Genomic DNA, 17,270 nt, shown 5'->3' with positions numbered 1-17,270 from the left:
CGGGCGAGACTGCTTCCGTGACGTCCCGAAAGCCTGATGAGCAGTTGGCTCGCGACTCCAGACTCCGACTCGTCTCCCCGCGGTCCGTCGCCGCGGCCCGCAAGGCGGTGACCGACCGGCGCAGCCGTCCCGCCTCCCGGCCTCCGGCGGGCACACCCGCCACCGCCGAGCTGGCGAACCGGGCCCGCGCGTCGCTCGCCGACGCGGTACGGCTGGCCCGCTGGGCCGAGCTGCACCTCGGCGCGGGCGACGGCGGGCGGCCCGCCCCGGCGGGCGCGCTGCCCGCCGCCGATGTCGAACGGGCCGCCGGGGAACTGGGCCTGACGCACGGCCAGATCCGGGTCGGCTGGGACCGCGCCCGGCTCGCCGGTCTGGTGGAGGTACACGGCGGCCATGCCCGGCCCGGCTGGCGACTGCGCGCCTGGGACCGCGACGACACCGCCGTACTGCGCGGCTGGGTCGCGCTCTTCGACGCCTGGTCGCTGGTCCACCCGGCCCCCGCCGACATCGCCCCCGCGGTCGTCGCCGAGGTGGTCGAGGCGATGCCGCAGCTCTTGTCGCTCCTCCAGCTGTCCGCCGGTCCCGTGACCGTCCCCGACCTGCTCGACCTGCTGGGCCAGCGGGTCACCGAGCTGCGCGACGAACGGTGCGAAGTCCCCTACGACGCCCCGTCCGACGCCTCCGGACCGTCCGGCGTGTCCGGCTCGGTCGGCGTGCCCGGCCCGTCCGGCCCGGCCGACGGCTCCGATGCCGCCGACGGCGGCGATGACGCCGAGCGGGCGGCCGGCGCCGCCGCCCCCGTCCCGCTCGCCCGCCTGCTGCGCTGGGCGCTCGGCGGACTCGCCGCCGTGGACGCCGTCACCCTCGGCCCCGCCCGGGCCACCCTCACCCCGCTCGGCAGCTGGGCCGTCTGGGTCAAGCTGGAGCAGATCTGCGTGGCCGCGCAGAGCCCGGCCGGGAACATCGAGCAGTCCGCCGCCGCCATGCTGCACGGCTGCGCCCGCCTCACCCCCGGTCCGGCCCGCGCCGAGTACCAGGCCTGGCTCGCCGCCCGGCCCGTCGGCCACGCCGTCGCCGAGCTGCTCCAGGCCGCCCGGGGCGAGGACGCCCTGCTGCGCGGGCTCGCCTTCGAGGCGCTCCGCGTGGTCGGCGCCCCCGCCGAGCCCGAGGTGCGCGCCACCGTGCGCGAACCGGCCCTGCGGCCCTACGCCCTGCTCTGGCTCGCCGAGCACGACGGCGTGGACCCCGACGACGCCCAGGACGTCCTCACCGCCGAGGAGTCGACCTGGCTCTGGGTGGACACCGCCGCGGCCATCGCCGACCACGGCGAGGCCGAGCTGCTGGCCCGGCACCTCGACTCCGCGGTCCGCACCACCGTCCCGCGGCTGCTGGACGAGGTCCGCGCGGTCGGCCACCCGCGCACCGTGCAGGTCCTGGTCGCCCTGGCGGCCGCGCACCCCGACCCGGCCCTGGCCAAGGCGGTACGCCGCGCCGCCTTCCAGGTCCACACCGGCGGCGCGTAGGAAGCGGGCAAGCGCGTACGGGCGTACGGACGGACGCGCCGCCGGATCGGTCAGACCTGCGGCGCGTACGTCCCGAAGCTCCAGATGTTGCCCTCGCCGTCCCGGGCCATGTAGTCGCGGGAGCCGTAGTCCTGGTCGGTGGGCTCCATCAGGATCTCCACCCCGTGCTCCACGGCCCGCCGGTGGTGGGCGTCGACGTCCTCCACCACCACGTAGACGCCGGAGGGGCCCCCGTCCGCCATGGCCTTGTCGAAGGCCCCGCCCCTGCCCTTGCTGCCCAGCATCACCATGCCGTTGCCGTACGAGAGCTCCGCGTGCACCACGGAGCCGTCATCACCCTCGTAGACCGCGACCTGGGTGAATCCGAACGCCTCGGTCAGCAGCTTGATCGCCGCCTTCGCGTCGGCGAAGACCAGCGTCGGATAGATGGTCGGAACGCCTGCCATGACGCTCACTCCCCTCTCGTGAGTACGTGACTGTGACCCACGACACAGCATGGCAGGTGCCGCTGACAGTCAGCGGAAGGTGTTGCACTGGGCCATGTCGCCGGTGCGGTACCCCTGGTAGAACCACTGCTGGCGCTGCTCCGCCGAGCCGTGCGTCCAGGACTCCGGGGTGACCCGGCCCTGGAACTTCTCCTGGATCCGGTCGTCGCCGACCGCGGCCGCCGCGTCCAGGCCGTCACGGATGTCCTGGTCGGTCAGCTGGGTGATCAGCGGCTTGCCCGTGGACTCGTCCGGGGTCCGCGTCGCGTTGTGCGCCCACACCCCGGCGTAGCAGTCGGCCTGGAGCTCGACCTTGACCGCGTTGCTGTTGGCGCCCTGCTGTCCGTCCTGGGCCTTCTGGAGTGTGCCGAGCAGATTCTGGATGTGGTGCCCGTACTCGTGGGCGACGACGTACGCCTGGGCGAAGGGCCCGCCGCTCGCCCCGAACTTGGTCCGCAGCTCGTCGAAGAAGCCCAGGTCCAGGTAGACCTGCCGGTCGACGGGGCAGTAGAAGGGCCCGACCGCCGAGGTGGCCGCCCCGCAGGCGGTGTTCACGCGGCCGGTGAAGAAGACCGTCGACGCCGGGCGGTACTGGCCCCCGCGCTTTTGGAACTCCTGCCTCCAGAAGTCCTGGGTGCTGTTGACCACCGCCACCAGCCGGCAGTCCTCCCGCGTGTTCGCGTCCTGCCCCGTCCGGCACGCCTGCTGCACCTGCGCGGCCGAGGACGAGGTCGCCGCCGGGTCCGGGCTCCCCTCCGACAGCCCCAGCTGCTCCGGGCCCACGCCGAAGAGCAGCCCCAGGAGCAGCGCCACCAGGCCCACCAGACCGCCGCCGACCGTGGCCCGGCCGCCCGGGATGCGACTGCCGCGCACGTCCTTGACCTCGGAGGTGTCCAGATTGGCGTTGTCGTCGAACTGCATCCCGCACCGCCTCGCATCCACGTGTCCGCCCTGCGGTGAGTATCAACCCCTTCATCCTGATACGCGCCCCAGGAGGCGGGCCGCGGCCCTGAGCCGAACGGGGGACACGGCGGAGCGGACGCAGGCCACCCGGCGGCCCGGAAACTAGTTGCGCACGCCCGGTAGAATGTCTCCCATGGCAAATCTCCTCGCGGATTAGCGGCGTCGAAGCCTCGCGTCCTGCCTTCCGCCGTCCCCACCCCCGCCCTGGAGTATTTCCGTGATCACCGCCACCGGCATCGAGCTGCGCGCCGGCGCCCGCGTCCTCATCGAGTCCGCCTCCTTCCGCGTCGCCAAGGGCGACCGCATCGGCCTGGTCGGCCGCAACGGAGCGGGCAAGACCACGCTCACCAAGTGCCTCGCGGGCGAGGGCATGCCCGCCGCCGGCTCCATCACCCGTTCGGGCGAGGTCGGCTACCTGCCGCAGGACCCGCGCACCGGTGACCTCGACGTGCTCGCCCGCGACCGGATCCTCTCCGCGCGCGGGCTCGACGTACTGATCAAGAAGATGCGCGCCAACGAGGAGCGCATCGCCACCGGCGCCGGCGCCACCCGCGAGAAGGCGCTGCGGCAGTACGAGCGCCAGGAGACCGAGTTCCTCACCAAGGGCGGGTACGCCGCCGAGTCCGAGGCCGCGACCATCTCGGCCGCCCTCAGCCTCCCCGACCGGGTGCTCGGCCAGCCGCTGCACACCCTCTCCGGTGGTCAGCGCCGCCGTGTCGAGCTCGCCCGGATCCTGTTCTCGGACGCCGACACCCTGCTCCTCGACGAGCCGACCAACCACCTCGACGCCGACTCGATCGTGTGGCTGCGCGACTACCTCAAGAACTACCGCGGCGGCTTCATCGTGATCTCCCACGACGTCGACCTCGTCGAGACCGTCGTGAACAAGGTGTTCTACCTGGACGCCAACCGCGCCCAGATCGACGTCTACAACATGGGCTGGAAGCTCTACCAGCAGCAGCGCGAGGCCGACGAGAAGCGCCGCAAGCGCGAGCGCCAGAACGCCGAGAAGAAGGCCGCGGCCCTGAACTCGCAGGCCGACAAGATGCGCGCCAAGGCCACCAAGACGGTCGCCGCGCAGAACATGGCCAAGCGCGCCGACCGGCTGCTCGCCGGCCTGGACGCCGTCCGCGTCTCCGACAAGGTCGCCAAGCTGCGCTTCCCGGACCCGGCGCCCTGCGGGAAGACCCCGCTGACCGCCGAGGGCCTCTCCAAGTCCTACGGCTCGCTGGAGATCTTCACCGACGTCGACCTGGCCATCGACAAGGGCTCCCGCGTCGTCATCCTCGGCCTCAACGGCGCCGGCAAGACCACGCTGCTGCGCCTGCTGTCGGGCACCGAGAAGCCGGACACCGGCTCGGTCGTCCCCGGCCACGGCCTCAAGCTCGGCTACTACGCCCAGGAGCACGAGACGCTGGACCCGGAGCGCACGGTCCTGGAGAACATGCGCTCCTCCGCGCCCGACCTGGACCTGGTCGCCGTACGCAAGACGCTGGGCTCCTTCCTGTTCTCCGGCGACGACGTCGACAAGCCGGCGGGCGTGCTGTCCGGCGGTGAGAAGACCCGGCTGGCCCTGGCCACGCTGGTCGTCTCCTCGGCGAACGTGCTGCTGCTCGACGAGCCCACCAACAACCTCGACCCCGCCAGCCGCGAGGAGATCCTGGGCGCGCTGCGCACGTACAAGGGCGCCGTCATCCTCGTCACGCACGACGAGGGTGCGGTGGAGGCGCTGGAGCCGGAGCGGATCATCCTGCTCCCGGACGGCGTGGAGGACCTGTGGGGCCCGGACTACCGGGACCTGGTGGCCCTCGCCTGATCAGCGCCTGACCCCCGCCTGATCCGGCCGGGGGGTTGATCCAGTTCCTTATGGATCATTCGGCCCACGCGTGATCCATCATCTGAGTGAGGCGGTCTCATACCGTCGCACGCCGTACGACGGCCCCGGCCGTACCCCCTCGGGTACGCGACCGGGGCCGCTGTTTTTCCGGCGTCCAGCCCCTGACCTGGTGATTCCCCGCGAGGTCGCGGAAGTGTGACGGAAGTCATGCGGCGGAAGAGGAGATTCCGTTCTGCTCGTGTGTCCACTCCCCGTGAATTGCCGCCGTACCGACCTTGCTGAATGGGTGGCCAGGAAGCCGGGGAGGGGTGATCATGAGAAGTCCAGAGCGCACTTCCCATGAGGAGGCACGGGTGGCCGAGACTCTGAAGAAGGGCAGCCGGGTAACCGGCGCCGCGCGCGACAAGCTCGCGGCAGACCTGAAGAAGAAGTACGACTCCGGTGCGAGTATCCGGGCGCTGGCCGAAGAGACCGGCCGGTCCTATGGATTCGTCCACCGGATGCTCAGCGAGTCCGGAGTCGTGTTGCGCGGCCGCGGTGGCGCGACGCGCGGCAAGAAGGCGGCTTCGCTCTGACCCAGGCCCTGGCCGTCAGGCCAGGGGTCGGGGCCGGGCCGAGGTCCGCCCAGGCCGACTCAAGGCACCAGCTCCAGCTACAGCTATGGCTCCACGCTCGTTATCCAGGCGTCAACGCGTTCCTTCGGTGACCCCCGGTCGGCTCCGTGGCCGACCGGGTGGTTACTGTGCAGTCACTTAGGCCGTGTCCGCGGCCGACCGCACACCGGAGGCGTAGAGATGGCTCTGCTCGACAAGGACGGCGTACGACTCACCGTCGATGACACGGTCGCCACGGTGACACTGACCAATCCGGCCAAGCGAAACGCTCAATCCCCCGCGCTCTGGCGGGCGTTGGCGGAGGCCGGACGGTCGTTGCCGGGAACGGTCCGGGTCGTCGTGCTGCGCGCCGAAGGCATGTCCTTCTCCGCGGGCCTCGACCGGCAGGCGTTCACGCCCGAGGGCTTCGAGGGCGAGCCGTCCTTCATCGAGCTCGCGCATGGTTCCGACGAGCTGCTCGACTCCACCATCGCCGAGTACCAGGAGGCGTTCACCTGGTGGCGGCGCAATGACATCATCTCCGTCGCCGCCGTGCAGGGGCATGCGATCGGCGCCGGCTTCCAGCTCGCGCTCGCGTGCGACCTGCGCGTCGTCGCGGAGGACGTGCAGTTCGCCATGCGCGAGACCAGCCTGGGCCTGGTCCCGGACCTGGCGGGCACCCAGCCGCTCACCTCGCTGGTGGGCTACGCCCGCGCGCTGGAGATCTGTGCGACGGGCCGTTTCGTGCACGCCGAGGAGGCCGAGCGGATCGGCCTCGCCAACCTGGTCGTCCCGGCGGCGGAACTCGACGCGGCGGTGGCGGACCTCACCACGGCGCTGGTGGCTCCGCCGCGCGACGCGGTGATCGAGACCAAGGCGCTGCTCCGCGACGCGCCGTCGCGCCTGTACGACGCCCAGCGCGCCGCCGAACGCGCGGCCCAGGCGCGTCGCCTGCGCGACCTGGCGGGCCTCTCGGACTGACATTGGCCCCCGGCTTCCGGCCGCCTCCCCCCGGACCCCCGTCCCGGGGGAGGGGGGGCCGTTTCCGCCCTGTCGCGGGAGGGGCGCCCCTCGCGTTACGGGATCAGGAGCGCCTTGCCCGGGATGGTGCGGGCTTCCATCGCGCGGTGGGCCTCGGCCGCGTCCGCGAGCGGGAAGGTGCGGGCGATGACCGGCCGCAGGCGGCCCGCCGCGGCTTCCGCGAAGGCGGATCCGGCCAGTCGGACGATCTCCTCCGGCGGAAACTGCACGTCCGCGATCCCCCGCACCGCGATGTCCCGCCGCTCGGCCTCCGCGAGGTCCAGCTCCGTGAACCCGCCGCTCGGCGCGCCGTGCGCCGAGACCCGGCCCCCGTCGCGGACCAGCGCGAACGCCGCCAGGCCCAGCTCGCCCCCGACCCCGTCCAGCAGGACGTCCACCGGCCCGCCGACCCGTTCGGTCCAGCCGGCTTCCGTGTAGTCCACCGGCTCCGCGCCCAGTTCCCGGACCAGCGCCAGCTTCCGCTCACCCCGCGCCGCGCCCACCACCACCGCGCCCGCCGCCACCGCGAGCTGCACCAGCAACGTGCCCATGCCGCCCGCCGCGCCCAGGATGAGTACGCGCTCGCCCGGCTTGATCCCCGCCGCCTCGGTGATGCCCGTCCCCGTCACCCCGTCGTGCGCCAGCGCCGCCGCCTCCCACAGGCCGAGCCCGTCCGGTACCGGGACCAGCAGCTCCAGCGGCGCCCGCACGAGTTCCGCGTACGTCCCCTTCGTGCCCGGCCCGGCCACCGCCCGCCGGCCCAGCCAGTCCGGGTCCACGCCCTCGCCCACCGCGACGACGGTGCCCGCGGCGGCGCCGCCCGGCACGTACGGCGGTGCGATCCCGAACGCTTCGCCCCAGCCGCCGCGGATCTGGGTCTCCACGTAGATCGTGTCCACGGCCTCGGCCCGGAGCACCACCTCGCCCGGCCCCGGGACCGGATCCGCCAGCTCCACCGCGGCCAGGACCTCCGGACCGCCGTACCCGTCCACCCGTATCGCCCGCATGGCTTCCCCCGTCTCGCGCTCGTACTGTTACTCGTACCGGCTTGTTACCCGTACCGGCGCCAAGGCCCCGCGGCCTTGATCACGTAGCCACTCTCCGACCTCGACCGTGGTTGAGGTCAAGAGCGCGGCGCGACCGGATTGGCCGGGCCGACCGGCGTAGTCCCCGACGCGCCGGAAGCGCCGGGCGCTTACCGTGGTCAAGGAGCCCATCCGCGCGAAGGGACAGGCGATGACCGAATCCGTATCCGGCGGCGCAGCCAAGCCCGCCAAGGACCTCAAGGCACCCGCCGACCGCGGGCGCACCTCCATCTCCGACGGCGTGGTCGAGAAAATCGCCGGACTCGCCGCCCGCGAGGTGGTCGGCGTCCACGCCATGGGCAGCGGCAGCGGCCTCTCCCGTACCTTCGGCGCCGTCCGCGACCGGGTGCCCGGAGGGGCGAAATCCTCTGTCACCCGTGGGGTCAAGGCCGAGGTCGGCGAGGTCCAGACCGCCCTCGACCTGGAGATCGTCGTCGACTACGGAGTGTCGATCCGCGACGTGGCCCGGGCGGTCCGTGAGAACGTCATCTCGGCGGTCGAGCGGATGACGAGCCTGGAGGTCGTCGAGGTCAACATCGCGGTCAGCGACGTCAAGCTGCCCGACGAGGCGGAAGACGAGCCGGAGTCCCGGCTCCAGTAGCCACGAGGGCAAGAGGAGTCGGAGGAGCCCGCATGAGCATGGCGGTCGTCGGCCTGTTGGCCGGCATGGCACTGGGGTTCGCCGGGTACTTCGGCGGGTTCGGGGCCTTTCTGCTGGTGGCGGCGCTCGGCGCCATCGGCTTCATCGGCGGCCGGTTCCTCGACGGGGACCTGGAACCCGGTGATCTGTTCCGTCCGCGCGGCCGTGGTGACCGCGGTGACCGGGGTGACCGGGGCGAGCGCGGCGACAGGCTGAGGTGAGGCGCCGATGAGCACCCCACGCGCCACGCCGCCCCGCGTGCCGCCCGGCGAGCGCGGGGCGACGCGGATCGCCGACCGGGTCGTGGCGAAGATCGCCGCGCAGGCGGCCCGCGAGGCACTCGCCGGTTCCTCGACGGGGGAGGGCGCCCCGCCGCACGCCACCGTCACGGTGCACCATGACATCGCACGGGTACGGATGAGCCTGGAGCTCGACTACCCCTCCGACCTCGCCGCCCAGTGCGCGGCCGTACGGCGCCAGGTCGCCGACCGGGTCGAGCAGTGCGCCGGCATGACGGTGCCCGAGGTGGACATCGACATCGAGCACCTGCACTCCGCGCACACCCGGCCGGCCGCCGGGCGGGACCGGGGGCTGCGGTGACGGCGCCGACGGAGTCCCCGTCGGCCCCCTCCCCGTCCTCGGCCCGCTCCCCGTCCCCGCACCGGTTCCGGTCGGCCCGGCGGGTGCCTGCCGCGCTCACCGCGCTCGTGGTGCTCGGGGTGGCCGGGTTGTTCCTGTACGACCTGGCGGCGGTACGGGCGCACCGGCCCGGGATGGGCTGGCGCCGGGAGCTGGCGCACCAGCTGGAGCGGCACACTCCGGCGGACCCGGGCGTCCTGATCGGCGCCGGGGTGCTGGCGCTGGTGGGGGCGGTCCTGCTGGTGCTGGCGGTGGCGCCGGGGCTGCGGGGGATCCTGCCGATGCGGACGCCGGAGCCCGGGGTACGCGCCGGCCTCGGCCGCAAGGACGCCGCGCTGGTGCTGCGGGACCGGGCGATGGAGGTCTCCGGGGTGCGGTCGGCTCGGGTCAAGGTGGGCCGTCGGCGCATCAGGGTCCGGGCCACTTCGCACTTCCGGGAACTGGACGACGTACGGGCCGACCTGGACGCGGTGCTCGCCGTCGGCGTCGAGGAACTGGGCCTCGCGCACGCGGCGCCGCCGCGGGTGCGGGTCCGCCGGTGAAAGGGGCCACACGATGCTCGGGGTGGTGAACCGGATCCTGCTCGGGATCTTCGGGGTGCTGCTGCTCGCGGCCGGCGTCGCGACGCTGACGGGCTCCCGGCCGCTGGGCGGGCGGCACGCGCCGCTGCTGACGGCGGAGGCGAGGCGGCGGTACTGGCACGCCGACGGCTGGTGGTGGTGGGCGCTGCTGGCGGGGCTGGTGGTGTGCGTGGTGCTGGCGCTGTGGTGGCTGCTGGCGCAGCTGCGGCGCTCGCGGCTGGCGGCGGTGGTCGTGGACACGGGTGACGGGGCGTTCGCGTCGCTGCGGGGGCGGGCGCTGGAAGCCGCGGTCGCGGCGGAGGCGGGGGCGGTGGACGGCGTCGCCTCGTGCCGGGTCGCCCTGCGGGGGCGGCGGGGTTCCCCGACCCTGCGGGTCGCGCTGGAGCTGGAACCGCACGCGGTCCCCGCCGATGCGCTGGCCGCGCTGGCCGGCCCGGTCCTGGCCCACGCCCGCACCTCGACGGGCTTGGCGGCCCTTCCCACGGAGGCCCGCCTCCGCGTGACCTCCCACCGCGCCGCCCGCGTCACCTGACCCGCCCTCACCGCGGGGCGGGGCCAGGTGGAGGGGGAGCCGGGTCAGAAGCCGTGGCGGGCGCCGCCGTCGACGGGGAGCATCAGGCCCGTGAGGTAGGACGCCGCCGGGGAGAGCAGGAACGCCGCCGTGCGGCCGAACTCCTCCGGGGTGCCGTACCGCCGCAGCGGGATGCGGGACTCGTTCGCCGCCCGCGCGGCATCCGCGTCCCCGGACAGGGTGTCGAGCTCGCGCACCCGGTCGGTGTCGATGCGGGACGGGAGGAGGCCGATGACGCGGATGCCGCGCGGGCCGAGCTCGACCGAGAGGGACTTCGCGAAGCCCGCCAGGCCCGGGCGGAGGCCGTTGGAGATGGTCAGGCCCGGGATCGGCTCGTGCACCGAGCCCGACAGGACGAAGCCGATGACCCCGCCCTCGCCCAGCTCGGTGGCGGCCGCCCGCGCCAGCCGGACCGCGCCCAGGAAGACCGACTCGAACGCGGCCGTCCACTGTTCGTCCGTGTTGTCGGCCGCCGTGCCCGGCGCCGGGCCGCCGACGCTGATCAGGATGCCGTCGAAGCGCCCGAAGCGTTCCCTCGCCGTCGAGACGAGCCTGTCCGGGCCCGCCGGATCGGCGTTGTCCGCCGCCACGCCCACCGCGTTCGGGCCGAGCGAGGCCGCCGCCCGCGCCGCCCGCGCCGCGTCCCGCCCCGTCACGACGACCTTCGCGCCGTCGGCCGTCAGCTCGCGCGCGGAGGCGTAACCCAGGCCCCGGGTGGCTCCGGTGACGACGTACACACGGTCTTTCAGTCCAAGATCCATGCCCGACACGCTACGCCGTCGGAGCCGGCTCCCGTTCAACGGATCCGGCCTCGCCGGCCGCCGCCGCGGCCTCGCGGTCGCGCTTCTCGCGTCGCACCAGGATCACCCACCCCACCGGCACCGCCGCGGCGAACAGCCACCACTGCACGGCGTACGCCATGTGCGGGCCGATCGAGTCGTGGTCGGGGTCGGCGACCGCCTCGGGGCTGCCGTCCGGCGGCACCGGGGCGGTGAGTTCCAGATAGCCGCCGAGCACCGGCTTGCCCAGGTACTCCGCCTGCTGCCCGCTGTTGATCAGCATCACCTGGCGGTCCGGCAGACCCTTGCGGTCCTTGATCCCGCTGCCGCCGCTCGTCTCGTCGGCCTTCAGTCGCCCGGTGACCGTCACCTCGCCCGACGGCGCGGCCGGCACCGGCGGATACGCGCGCGGGTCGTCGCCGCCCGCCACCCAGCCGCGGTTGACCAGCACCACCCGGCCGTCGGCCAGCACCAACGGGGTCAGGACGTGGAAGCCGACCTTGTCGTCGTTGTCGGTGCGCATCCGTACGACGACCTCGTGCGCGGAGTCGTACGTACCGCTGGCGGTGACCGCCCGCCAGTAGTCGGCGCGCGGGACGACGTGCCCGGGGGAGGTGACGTCCGTCATCGGCACCGGCTTCGCGCTCAGGTTCCGCGCGATCAGCTCGTTCTGCGCGACCCGGTGCTCATGCCGGTGGAACTGCCAGAACCCCAGCTTGATCATCGCGGGGATGAGGGCGAGGGTGACGAGAGTGAGGCACACCCACTGCCGGGTCAGCACAAAGCGGTACACGCCCACGACGGTACCCCCAGCCGCGAAGGCCCCGGCGGCCGGGTGGCCGTCCGGGGCCGGAGGGACGGAGAGAGGGGGGAGGGCCAAGGGGAGAGGGCGGGGGAGCGGGGAGGGGGCGGGTGATCAGACGTGGTCGACGATGCCCACCTTCCCCTCCGCGCGGGCGCAGTGCCCGCCGCAGAACCACTGGCCCTCGACCTCGACGCCCTGCCCGATGATCTGGACCCGGCAGTGCTCGCAGATGGGCGCCATGCGGTGAATGGCGCAGGAGAAGCAGTCGAAGACGTGCACGGCGCCCTGCGCGTGCACCTCGAAGGACATGCCGTAATCGTTTCCGCAGACCTCACAACGTGCCATGCGCCACAGGGTGGGACCCGACGCGCGGCCGCCCAAGCGGTCGCCGGGCGAGTCGCCCGTCGCTCACTCGTCTGCCGCAGCCACGTCCCGCAGCAGCTGGGTGAAGGCCGCCTCGTCGACGACCGGCGTTCCGAAGGACTTCGCCTTCACCGTCTTCGACGTCGCCGAGTCGGGGTCGTTCGTCACCAGCAGGCTGGTGAGCCGCGACACGCTCGTCGCGACGTGCAGCCCGGCCTCGATCGCGCGGTCCTCCAGCAGTTCCCGCTCCACCGAGGTGTCACCCGAGAAGGCGATCCGCATGCCCTGCTTCAGCGGCTTGCCGTCCTCGTAGCGCCCCGGGTTCGGGTGCGGGCAGGCCGGCCGCTTGCGCGAGGGCCGCCAGCTGCCGCCCTGGTACGAGCTCTGGTACCCCACCCGCGGGGTGACCGGGGAATCCGACCACTCCGTCAGCGGACGGCACTCCAGCAGGGGCAGCCGTACGCCGTCCCGCGCGGCGGCGTGCAGTGACGGACGGAACGCCTCCGCCAGCACGCGGGCATCGTCGAGCGCGTGGTGGGCGCGCTGCTGGACCACGCCGAAGTGCGCGGCGAGCGACTCCAGCTTGTGGTTGGGCAGCGGAAGGTTCAGTTCCTTCGACAGGGCGATGGTGCACAGCCGCTGACGGACCGGCGCGGTCTCCTCGGCGCGGGCGTACTCCCGGGCGATCATCTGCCAGTCGAAGATGGCGTTGTGCGCGACCAGCACCCGGTCCGCGAGCCGCCCCGCGAACTCCTCGGCGATGTCCTTGAAGAGCGGTGCGTCGGCGAGCATCGTGCTCGTCAGCCCGTGGATCCACACCGGGCCCGGATCCCGCTGCGGATTGACCAGCGTGTACCAGTGGTCCTCCACGTTGCCCTGGGCGTCGAGCCGGTAGACGGCGGCGGAGACTATCCGGTCGTCGCGCGCGAGCCCGGTGGTCTCCACGTCGACGACCGCGTACCCCTGGGGATACGCGGTCGGCCAGATCGTCTCTGCGGTCGTACGGTCGTCGAGCATGGTCACAGAGGATATCGGCACGGACTGACACCCGGAGCCCGATGGGCTTTCACCGGCCGTCCGCCGAGCGCCCGCGGGCCGTCCTGCGCCGGCCACTCCCGCCGCTCACCCCAGTGCCGCGACGAGGTCGCCCGCCGCGAGCTGTTCGAGCCCGCAGCCGTCAACGGGCCCCGGCAGCAACCGGTATACGGACCCGCTCGACCCGGCCGGCGCGACGTCGCCCTCCACCAGCGCGAGGAACGCCGACCGCCCCGAGGCCGCGGCGCCCGCGAGGGCGTCGACGTCCGCCGAGGGCCGCAGACCGTCCGGATCGCGCAGCCCGACGAGCCGGGCGGCGAAGGCCGCGGTGTCCTCGTCCGGCCCCCGCCGGAACGTCCAGAGCTCGTCCGGGTCGCTCGGTCGCGGGGTGCGGCGCAGCACCGCCACCTCGGGGCAGCGCGCGGCGGCGTGCCAGGCCGCCAGCTCCCACAGGGTGGTGCGGCCCGTCGAGAAGTACTGGAACAGGTCGCGCCCGATGCGGGCCAGGTCCTCCTGGTGCGCCCACACGCTGTGGTAGCCCTCGTCGTCCGGCAGGTGCACGTCGGTCCACAGGAACCCGCGCCGCTCCAGGTCGACGAGGAGCGGTACGTGGATCCGCGAGTTCCCGACCAGGTCGTAGCGCTGCCGTACGGTCCGCGGGTCGTAGCGGGAGGTGCGCCCGGAGCGGCGGGGCAGGGCCATGAACCCGGCGAAGGCGTCGGGCAGCAGCTCGAACGGGATGTTGTTGTAGCTGAAGACCACGGGCATGGCGAAGCGCACGCCGGTGTCCGCGAGCCGGTCCAGGTCGATGTCCACGTACTCGCTCGCCCCGTGGGGCGCGGGGGCGCAGGTGAGGTCCCCGGAGTGGACGACGGCCCGGTCGCGGTACACCAGGTTCGTGAAGTCGCACAGACCCGCGTAGTTCCAGTCGGCGTCGAACAGCACCACCGACAGGTCGAGGTCCACCCGCTTCTTCGGCGGCTGCATCCAGTGCAGGAACATCCGCGGCACCTCGCCCTCGGGCAGTGCCTGGAAGCTGCCCTTGGGTACGGTGACCAGCGCCTTGGCCGCGGCCCGTTCGGCGGAGGGCACATGGAGGTGGGCGAGGCGGGAGTCGAGGACGGCCACCTCGTACGGCTCGGCCGCGGCCAGCCGGCGCAGCACCTCGCGCTCGAACAGCTCGCACACCGAGCGGGTCACCGCCTCGGCGAGCGGGGCCCGGTCCTCGTCCCGGGTGTACGAGTGCGCGACCTGGCCGCGCGGGAAGAACACCCGCCGGGTGCCGGCCAGATGGCGGATCCGCAGCCGCCCGAGCGCGGACAGCACCGGGCCGGGGCCGGCCTTCGCGAGCCGCTCGGCCAGTACCTCCGCCACCTGCGGGGGCAACGCGTCGGCCGCGTACAGCCGCAGCAGGTGGTCGAGGCGCCGTACGAGTTCGCCGGGCCGCTCGGCGAGGACGGCCAGGGCCCGGTCGGGGTCCTGGCCGCGCAGCGCCTCCTCGGCGCGCCCGGTCCAGGTGGCCGCCCGCAGCCGCACGCCGTCGACCCGCACCGCCTGCGGGTACGCGGCGGCGGTCGCCCGCAGCGCGGCGCCGAGCCCGGGACCGGAGGTGTCGCTCTCGCGCAGCACGGCGAAGGCGAGAGCGGCTCGCGGATGGCGCTCGTAGCGCTCGAAGGGGTGCAGGATCTCGGCGGCGCGCTTCCACGGGTCGCCGTGGCGCAGCACGTCCTCCACGAGCAGCGCCGGATCCAGCGCGTCCAGTACGGCGAGCAGCTCGCGCCGCAGCGGCCGCGGCAGGGAGCGCACGCGAGAAGGAAGCACGTCGCGGAGCCGCCCCCGCGCGGCAGATACAACCACGGGCCCGGGGGCCCCAACCGATTACCGGGAGACCGGCGGGGAAGCCGCGCCACGGGTCAGCAGGGTCTGTACGAGGGCCCGTACGGACAGCAGGAACAGCCGTTCCGGATCCGCCGGGCGGGCCAGGGCGCGGGCCAGTTCCGGGTCGTCGGGGGCTGCGGCGGGGGTGCCCCCGGCGGAGCCGGGGGGAGGGTCCCAGAGGTCGCCCTCGGCGGGGGACTGGGCCGGGGAGCGCTCACGGTTGCGCTCCACGAGCAGGAACCCGACGATCTGGAACTGGACCGCGCGCACCGCGTCGGCCGCCCGGGCCCCGCGCAGCCCGGCGGCGTGCACCTCGTGGACCAAGGCCTGCTGGGCGGGCAGGAACATCCGCTCGGTGAGCCCGCGTTCGTGGACCATCGCGATCAGGTGCGGCCGCTCGCGCAGTTCCCGGCGCAGGATCCGGGCCACGGACACGATCCGCTCGGCGGGGGTGCGGCCGGCCGGCCGGATCGCGCCCATGTCCTGAACGGTCCGCTCGACCAGGGCGTCCAGCAGCGACTCGCGGTTGCCGACGTGCCAGTAGATGGAGGTGACGGCGGTACCCAGCTCGGCGGCGAGCCCCCGCATCGTGAGGGCGGCCGGGCCGTGCTGCTTGACCAGGGAGGCGGCCGCCGCCAGTACCTCGTCACGGGTGAGCGTGGTTCTGGCCATGGCCGGGCCGCCAATCTGTCGGATCGTCAGTTCTGGTCCGTGCAGGGGTCTTTACCCTTCATCGGTGGCGGTGTAACTGTGTTACAGAACCGAACCGAGAGGTGGTGCGAGACATGGCACGCGTACGGTACGGAGCGCGGACCGAGGCCGAGATCGCGGCGTCGCGCGAGAAGAGCGCCAAGCTCCCCGACATCTGGTCCACCGGAGTGGTGGCCGTCTGGGAGAGCGATCCGGACGTGATCGCGGCGGTCCTGCCGCCGCCGCTCAAGCCCGCCGAACGGCCCCTCGTGCGGGCCAACATCAGCAAGGTCGACCTGCCCGGCTACCCGCTCGGCGCCGGCTCGGTGGCGGTCGCCGCCCGGCACGGCGGGGTCGAGGGCTGGTACCCGCTGGTGATGCCGATGACCCACGAGCGCGCCCTGATCGGCGGCCGCGAGGTCTTCGGCGAGCCGAAGAAGCTGGGCGAGGTCACCGTGGAGCGCGAGGGGCTCGTCGTGCGGGCCGCGCTCGCCCGGCACGGGATCGCCTTCGTGGAGGTGCGGGGCGCGGTGGACCGCGCGCTGCCACTGCCCGAGCCCGCCGCCAAGACCGACTTCTACTTCAAGTTCCTTCCGGCGGTGGACAGTTCGGGTTTCGACGCCGATCCGGTGCTCGTGCACGTCACCCGCAACGAGAAGGTCCGCAAGCTGGAGCACATCACCGGTGACGTCGTGCTGCGCGAGTCGATGTTCGACCCCGTCGCCGACCTCCCCGTACGCCGGATCGTGGAGATCACCATCGGCGAGAAGACCACCGACCAGAAGGGGAAGGTCGCCGAACGGGTCAGCGCCCAGGCCCTGCTCCCGTACATCCACCAGCGCTACGACGACCCGCTCCAGATCCTGGACGGCCCGCCCGAGGGGAGCGTCTGAGATGCGGCTCGAACCCGGACAGGTGGCCGTCGTCACCGGAGCCGCGAGCGGCATCGGCCTCGCCATGGCCCGCCGCTTCGCCGCCGAGGGGCTGAAGGTGGTCCTCGCCGACGTCGAGGAGGGCGCCCTGCGCAAGGCGGCCGACGAGCTGACCGCCGACGGCGCCCAGGTGCTCGCCCGGCGCGTCGACGTCAGCGACCGCGACTCGGTCATCGCCCTCGCGGACGCCGCGTACGAGGCCTTCGGCGCCGTCCACGTGCTCTGCAACAACGCGGGCGTCGGCTCCGGCGCCGAGGGGCGGATGTGGGAGCACGAGCCCAACGACTGGAAATGGGCCTTCTCCGTCAACGTCTGGGGCGTCTTCCACGGCATCCAGGCCTTCGTCCCGCGCATGATCGCGGGCGGCGGCCCCGGCCATGTCGTCAACACCTCCTCCGGCGACGGCGGCATCGCCCCGCTGCCCACCGCCTCGGTCTACGCCGTCACCAAGGCGGCCGTGGTCACCATGACCGAGTCCCTGTACGCGCACCTCAAGGCGGAGGGCGCGGCCGTCGGCGCCTCCGTCCTGTTCCCCGGCCCGCACATGCTGCGCACCGGGCTGTGGGAGTCGCACCGCAACCGGCCCGAGCGGTACGCGAAGGAGCGGCCGCGCAAGACCCCGTACCGCAGCCTCGACCAGTACGAGGCCGCGATGCGCGAGGCCGGCCACGCGGTGGACTTCACCCCGGTCGAGGAGGTCGCCGAGCACGTGGTCGACGGCATCCGCGCCGACCGCTTCTGGATGCTGCCGGCGAGCGAGCACAGCGACCGGCAGATCCGCGCCCGGTCGCGGTCGATGCTCGACCGCGCCAACCCCGCCTACCTGGAGAGCTTCATCCTCGACTGAGGAG

Annotated in this window: 20 protein-coding genes; 11 read left to right on the top strand and 9 right to left on the bottom strand. The window is 73.4% G+C overall.

Annotated features, from left to right (window positions below; genetic code table 11):
* The first annotated feature begins 107 nt into the window (after window positions 1–107).
* Window positions 108–1,523 (top strand): hypothetical protein, encoded by a 1,416-nt coding sequence (locus tag OG982_RS05660; RefSeq protein ID WP_266792184.1) that lies wholly within the window; start codon window positions 108–110, stop codon window positions 1,521–1,523.
* 50 nt (window positions 1,524–1,573) lie between these two features.
* Here the strand turns inward: OG982_RS05660 and OG982_RS05655 are convergent, their stop codons facing one another.
* Both OG982_RS05655 and OG982_RS05650 read right to left on the bottom strand, forming a co-directional pair.
* Window positions 1,574–1,969 carry a VOC family protein gene (locus OG982_RS05655; protein ID WP_266789164.1) on the bottom strand — a complete coding sequence of 132 codons (396 nt, stop codon included), beginning with the start codon at window positions 1,967–1,969 and terminating at the stop codon, window positions 1,574–1,576.
* 69 nt (window positions 1,970–2,038) lie between these two features.
* The gene (locus OG982_RS05650) at window positions 2,039–2,929 is read right to left on the bottom strand and encodes a neutral zinc metallopeptidase (protein ID WP_266948006.1); all 891 of its coding nucleotides are present in this window, start codon (window positions 2,927–2,929) and stop codon (window positions 2,039–2,041) included.
* A 259-nt stretch (window positions 2,930–3,188) separates the two neighbouring features.
* Between OG982_RS05650 and OG982_RS05645 the strand changes: the two genes are divergently transcribed.
* From OG982_RS05645 to OG982_RS05635, 3 genes are all read left to right on the top strand, one after another.
* On the top strand, window positions 3,189–4,787 hold the full coding sequence (locus OG982_RS05645; RefSeq protein WP_266789168.1) for an ABC-F family ATP-binding cassette domain-containing protein: 1,599 nt from the start codon (window positions 3,189–3,191) through the stop codon (window positions 4,785–4,787).
* A gap of 374 nt (window positions 4,788–5,161) precedes the next feature.
* Window positions 5,162–5,383 (top strand): helix-turn-helix domain-containing protein, encoded by a 222-nt coding sequence (locus tag OG982_RS05640; RefSeq protein ID WP_008743254.1) that lies wholly within the window; start codon window positions 5,162–5,164, stop codon window positions 5,381–5,383.
* 219 nt (window positions 5,384–5,602) lie between these two features.
* Window positions 5,603–6,382 (top strand): enoyl-CoA hydratase/isomerase family protein, encoded by a 780-nt coding sequence (locus OG982_RS05635; RefSeq protein WP_266948005.1) that lies wholly within the window; start codon window positions 5,603–5,605, stop codon window positions 6,380–6,382.
* A 95-nt stretch (window positions 6,383–6,477) separates the two neighbouring features.
* Here the strand turns inward: OG982_RS05635 and OG982_RS05630 are convergent, their stop codons facing one another.
* Entirely contained in the window at window positions 6,478–7,428 is a 951-nt protein-coding gene (locus OG982_RS05630) for a zinc-binding dehydrogenase (protein WP_266789172.1), read from the bottom strand.
* A gap of 229 nt (window positions 7,429–7,657) precedes the next feature.
* Between OG982_RS05630 and OG982_RS05625 the strand changes: the two genes are divergently transcribed.
* Genes OG982_RS05625 through amaP form a run of 5 tightly spaced genes read left to right on the top strand, consistent with a single transcriptional unit; the run spans window position 7,658 to window position 9,898 of the window.
* A complete protein-coding gene (locus OG982_RS05625) occupies window positions 7,658–8,107 on the top strand; it encodes an Asp23/Gls24 family envelope stress response protein (RefSeq protein ID WP_266789173.1) in 450 nt (149 codons plus the stop codon).
* A gap of 32 nt (window positions 8,108–8,139) precedes the next feature.
* Complete coding sequence (locus OG982_RS05620) at window positions 8,140–8,367, top strand: hypothetical protein (protein WP_266789175.1); 228 nt, start codon at window positions 8,140–8,142, stop codon at window positions 8,365–8,367.
* A gap of 7 nt (window positions 8,368–8,374) precedes the next feature.
* Window positions 8,375–8,746 carry a hypothetical protein gene (locus OG982_RS05615; RefSeq protein WP_266789177.1) on the top strand — a complete coding sequence of 124 codons (372 nt, stop codon included), beginning with the start codon at window positions 8,375–8,377 and terminating at the stop codon, window positions 8,744–8,746.
* On the top strand, window positions 8,743–9,327 hold the full coding sequence (locus OG982_RS05610; protein WP_266948004.1) for a DUF6286 domain-containing protein: 585 nt from the start codon (window positions 8,743–8,745) through the stop codon (window positions 9,325–9,327). The genes OG982_RS05615 and OG982_RS05610 overlap by 4 nt, the downstream gene beginning before the upstream one ends.
* A gap of 13 nt (window positions 9,328–9,340) precedes the next feature.
* Window positions 9,341–9,898 (top strand): alkaline shock response membrane anchor protein AmaP, encoded by a 558-nt coding sequence (gene amaP, locus OG982_RS05605; RefSeq protein WP_266789181.1) that lies wholly within the window; start codon window positions 9,341–9,343, stop codon window positions 9,896–9,898.
* A 44-nt stretch (window positions 9,899–9,942) separates the two neighbouring features.
* Here amaP and OG982_RS05600 read toward each other — a convergent pair whose 3' ends face one another.
* The 6 genes from OG982_RS05600 to OG982_RS05575 all read right to left on the bottom strand — a co-directional run bounded on the left by OG982_RS05600 (window position 9,943) and on the right by OG982_RS05575 (window position 15,469).
* Window positions 9,943–10,698: an SDR family oxidoreductase gene (locus tag OG982_RS05600; RefSeq protein ID WP_266789183.1), complete on the bottom strand. Its 756-nt coding sequence runs from the start codon at window positions 10,696–10,698 to the stop codon at window positions 9,943–9,945.
* 10 nt (window positions 10,699–10,708) lie between these two features.
* Window positions 10,709–11,509, bottom strand: a complete 801-nt coding sequence (locus OG982_RS05595) for an SURF1 family protein (RefSeq protein WP_266789184.1) — start codon at window positions 11,507–11,509, stop codon at window positions 10,709–10,711.
* A gap of 123 nt (window positions 11,510–11,632) precedes the next feature.
* A complete protein-coding gene (locus OG982_RS05590) occupies window positions 11,633–11,866 on the bottom strand; it encodes a hypothetical protein (RefSeq protein WP_075972011.1) in 234 nt (77 codons plus the stop codon).
* Between the two features lie 63 nt (window positions 11,867–11,929).
* Window positions 11,930–12,907, bottom strand: coding sequence for a DEDDh family exonuclease (locus OG982_RS05585; protein ID WP_266792186.1), 978 nt, complete (start codon window positions 12,905–12,907; stop codon window positions 11,930–11,932).
* Window positions 12,908–13,006: 99 nt separating this feature from the next.
* On the bottom strand, window positions 13,007–14,725 hold the full coding sequence (locus tag OG982_RS05580; protein WP_266789188.1) for an MXAN_6230/SCO0854 family RING domain-containing protein: 1,719 nt from the start codon (window positions 14,723–14,725) through the stop codon (window positions 13,007–13,009).
* A gap of 72 nt (window positions 14,726–14,797) precedes the next feature.
* On the bottom strand, window positions 14,798–15,469 hold the full coding sequence (locus OG982_RS05575) for a TetR/AcrR family transcriptional regulator (protein ID WP_266789190.1): 672 nt from the start codon (window positions 15,467–15,469) through the stop codon (window positions 14,798–14,800).
* Window positions 15,470–15,582: 113 nt separating this feature from the next.
* Here OG982_RS05575 and OG982_RS05570 point away from each other — a divergent pair, with 113 nt between their 5' ends.
* Complete coding sequence (locus tag OG982_RS05570) at window positions 15,583–16,380, top strand: acetoacetate decarboxylase family protein (RefSeq protein WP_266789192.1); 798 nt, start codon at window positions 15,583–15,585, stop codon at window positions 16,378–16,380.
* Window position 16,381: 1 nt separating this feature from the next.
* A complete protein-coding gene (locus OG982_RS05565) occupies window positions 16,382–17,266 on the top strand; it encodes an SDR family NAD(P)-dependent oxidoreductase (protein ID WP_266789194.1) in 885 nt (294 codons plus the stop codon).
* Window positions 17,267–17,270 lie beyond the last annotated feature (4 nt).

Source organism: Streptomyces sp. NBC_01551 (genome assembly GCF_026339935.1).
In the GTDB taxonomy this organism is placed as follows: Bacteria; Actinomycetota; Actinomycetes; order Streptomycetales; family Streptomycetaceae; genus Streptomyces.
Note: the sequence above shows the minus strand (reverse complement) of the source record. Positions and strands in the feature narration are given on the sequence as shown.

Coding starts and splice junctions, on each gene's coding strand:
- OG982_RS05655 (WP_266789164.1), bottom strand. CDS start 1,969: ATGGCAGGCGTTCCGACCATCTATCCGACGCTGGTCTTCGCCGACGCG.
- OG982_RS05650 (WP_266948006.1), bottom strand. CDS start 2,929: ATGCAGTTCGACGACAACGCCAATCTGGACACCTCCGAGGTCAAGGAC.
- OG982_RS05635 (WP_266948005.1), top strand. CDS start 5,603: ATGGCTCTGCTCGACAAGGACGGCGTACGACTCACCGTCGATGACACG.
- OG982_RS05630 (WP_266789172.1), bottom strand. CDS start 7,428: ATGCGGGCGATACGGGTGGACGGGTACGGCGGTCCGGAGGTCCTGGCC.
- OG982_RS05625 (WP_266789173.1), top strand. CDS start 7,658: ATGACCGAATCCGTATCCGGCGGCGCAGCCAAGCCCGCCAAGGACCTC.
- OG982_RS05620 (WP_266789175.1), top strand. CDS start 8,140: ATGAGCATGGCGGTCGTCGGCCTGTTGGCCGGCATGGCACTGGGGTTC.
- OG982_RS05615 (WP_266789177.1), top strand. CDS start 8,375: ATGAGCACCCCACGCGCCACGCCGCCCCGCGTGCCGCCCGGCGAGCGC.
- amaP (WP_266789181.1), top strand. CDS start 9,341: ATGCTCGGGGTGGTGAACCGGATCCTGCTCGGGATCTTCGGGGTGCTG.
- OG982_RS05600 (WP_266789183.1), bottom strand. CDS start 10,698: ATGGATCTTGGACTGAAAGACCGTGTGTACGTCGTCACCGGAGCCACC.
- OG982_RS05590 (WP_075972011.1), bottom strand. CDS start 11,866: ATGGCACGTTGTGAGGTCTGCGGAAACGATTACGGCATGTCCTTCGAG.
- OG982_RS05575 (WP_266789190.1), bottom strand. CDS start 15,469: ATGGCCAGAACCACGCTCACCCGTGACGAGGTACTGGCGGCGGCCGCC.
- OG982_RS05570 (WP_266789192.1), top strand. CDS start 15,583: ATGGCACGCGTACGGTACGGAGCGCGGACCGAGGCCGAGATCGCGGCG.
- OG982_RS05565 (WP_266789194.1), top strand. CDS start 16,382: ATGCGGCTCGAACCCGGACAGGTGGCCGTCGTCACCGGAGCCGCGAGC.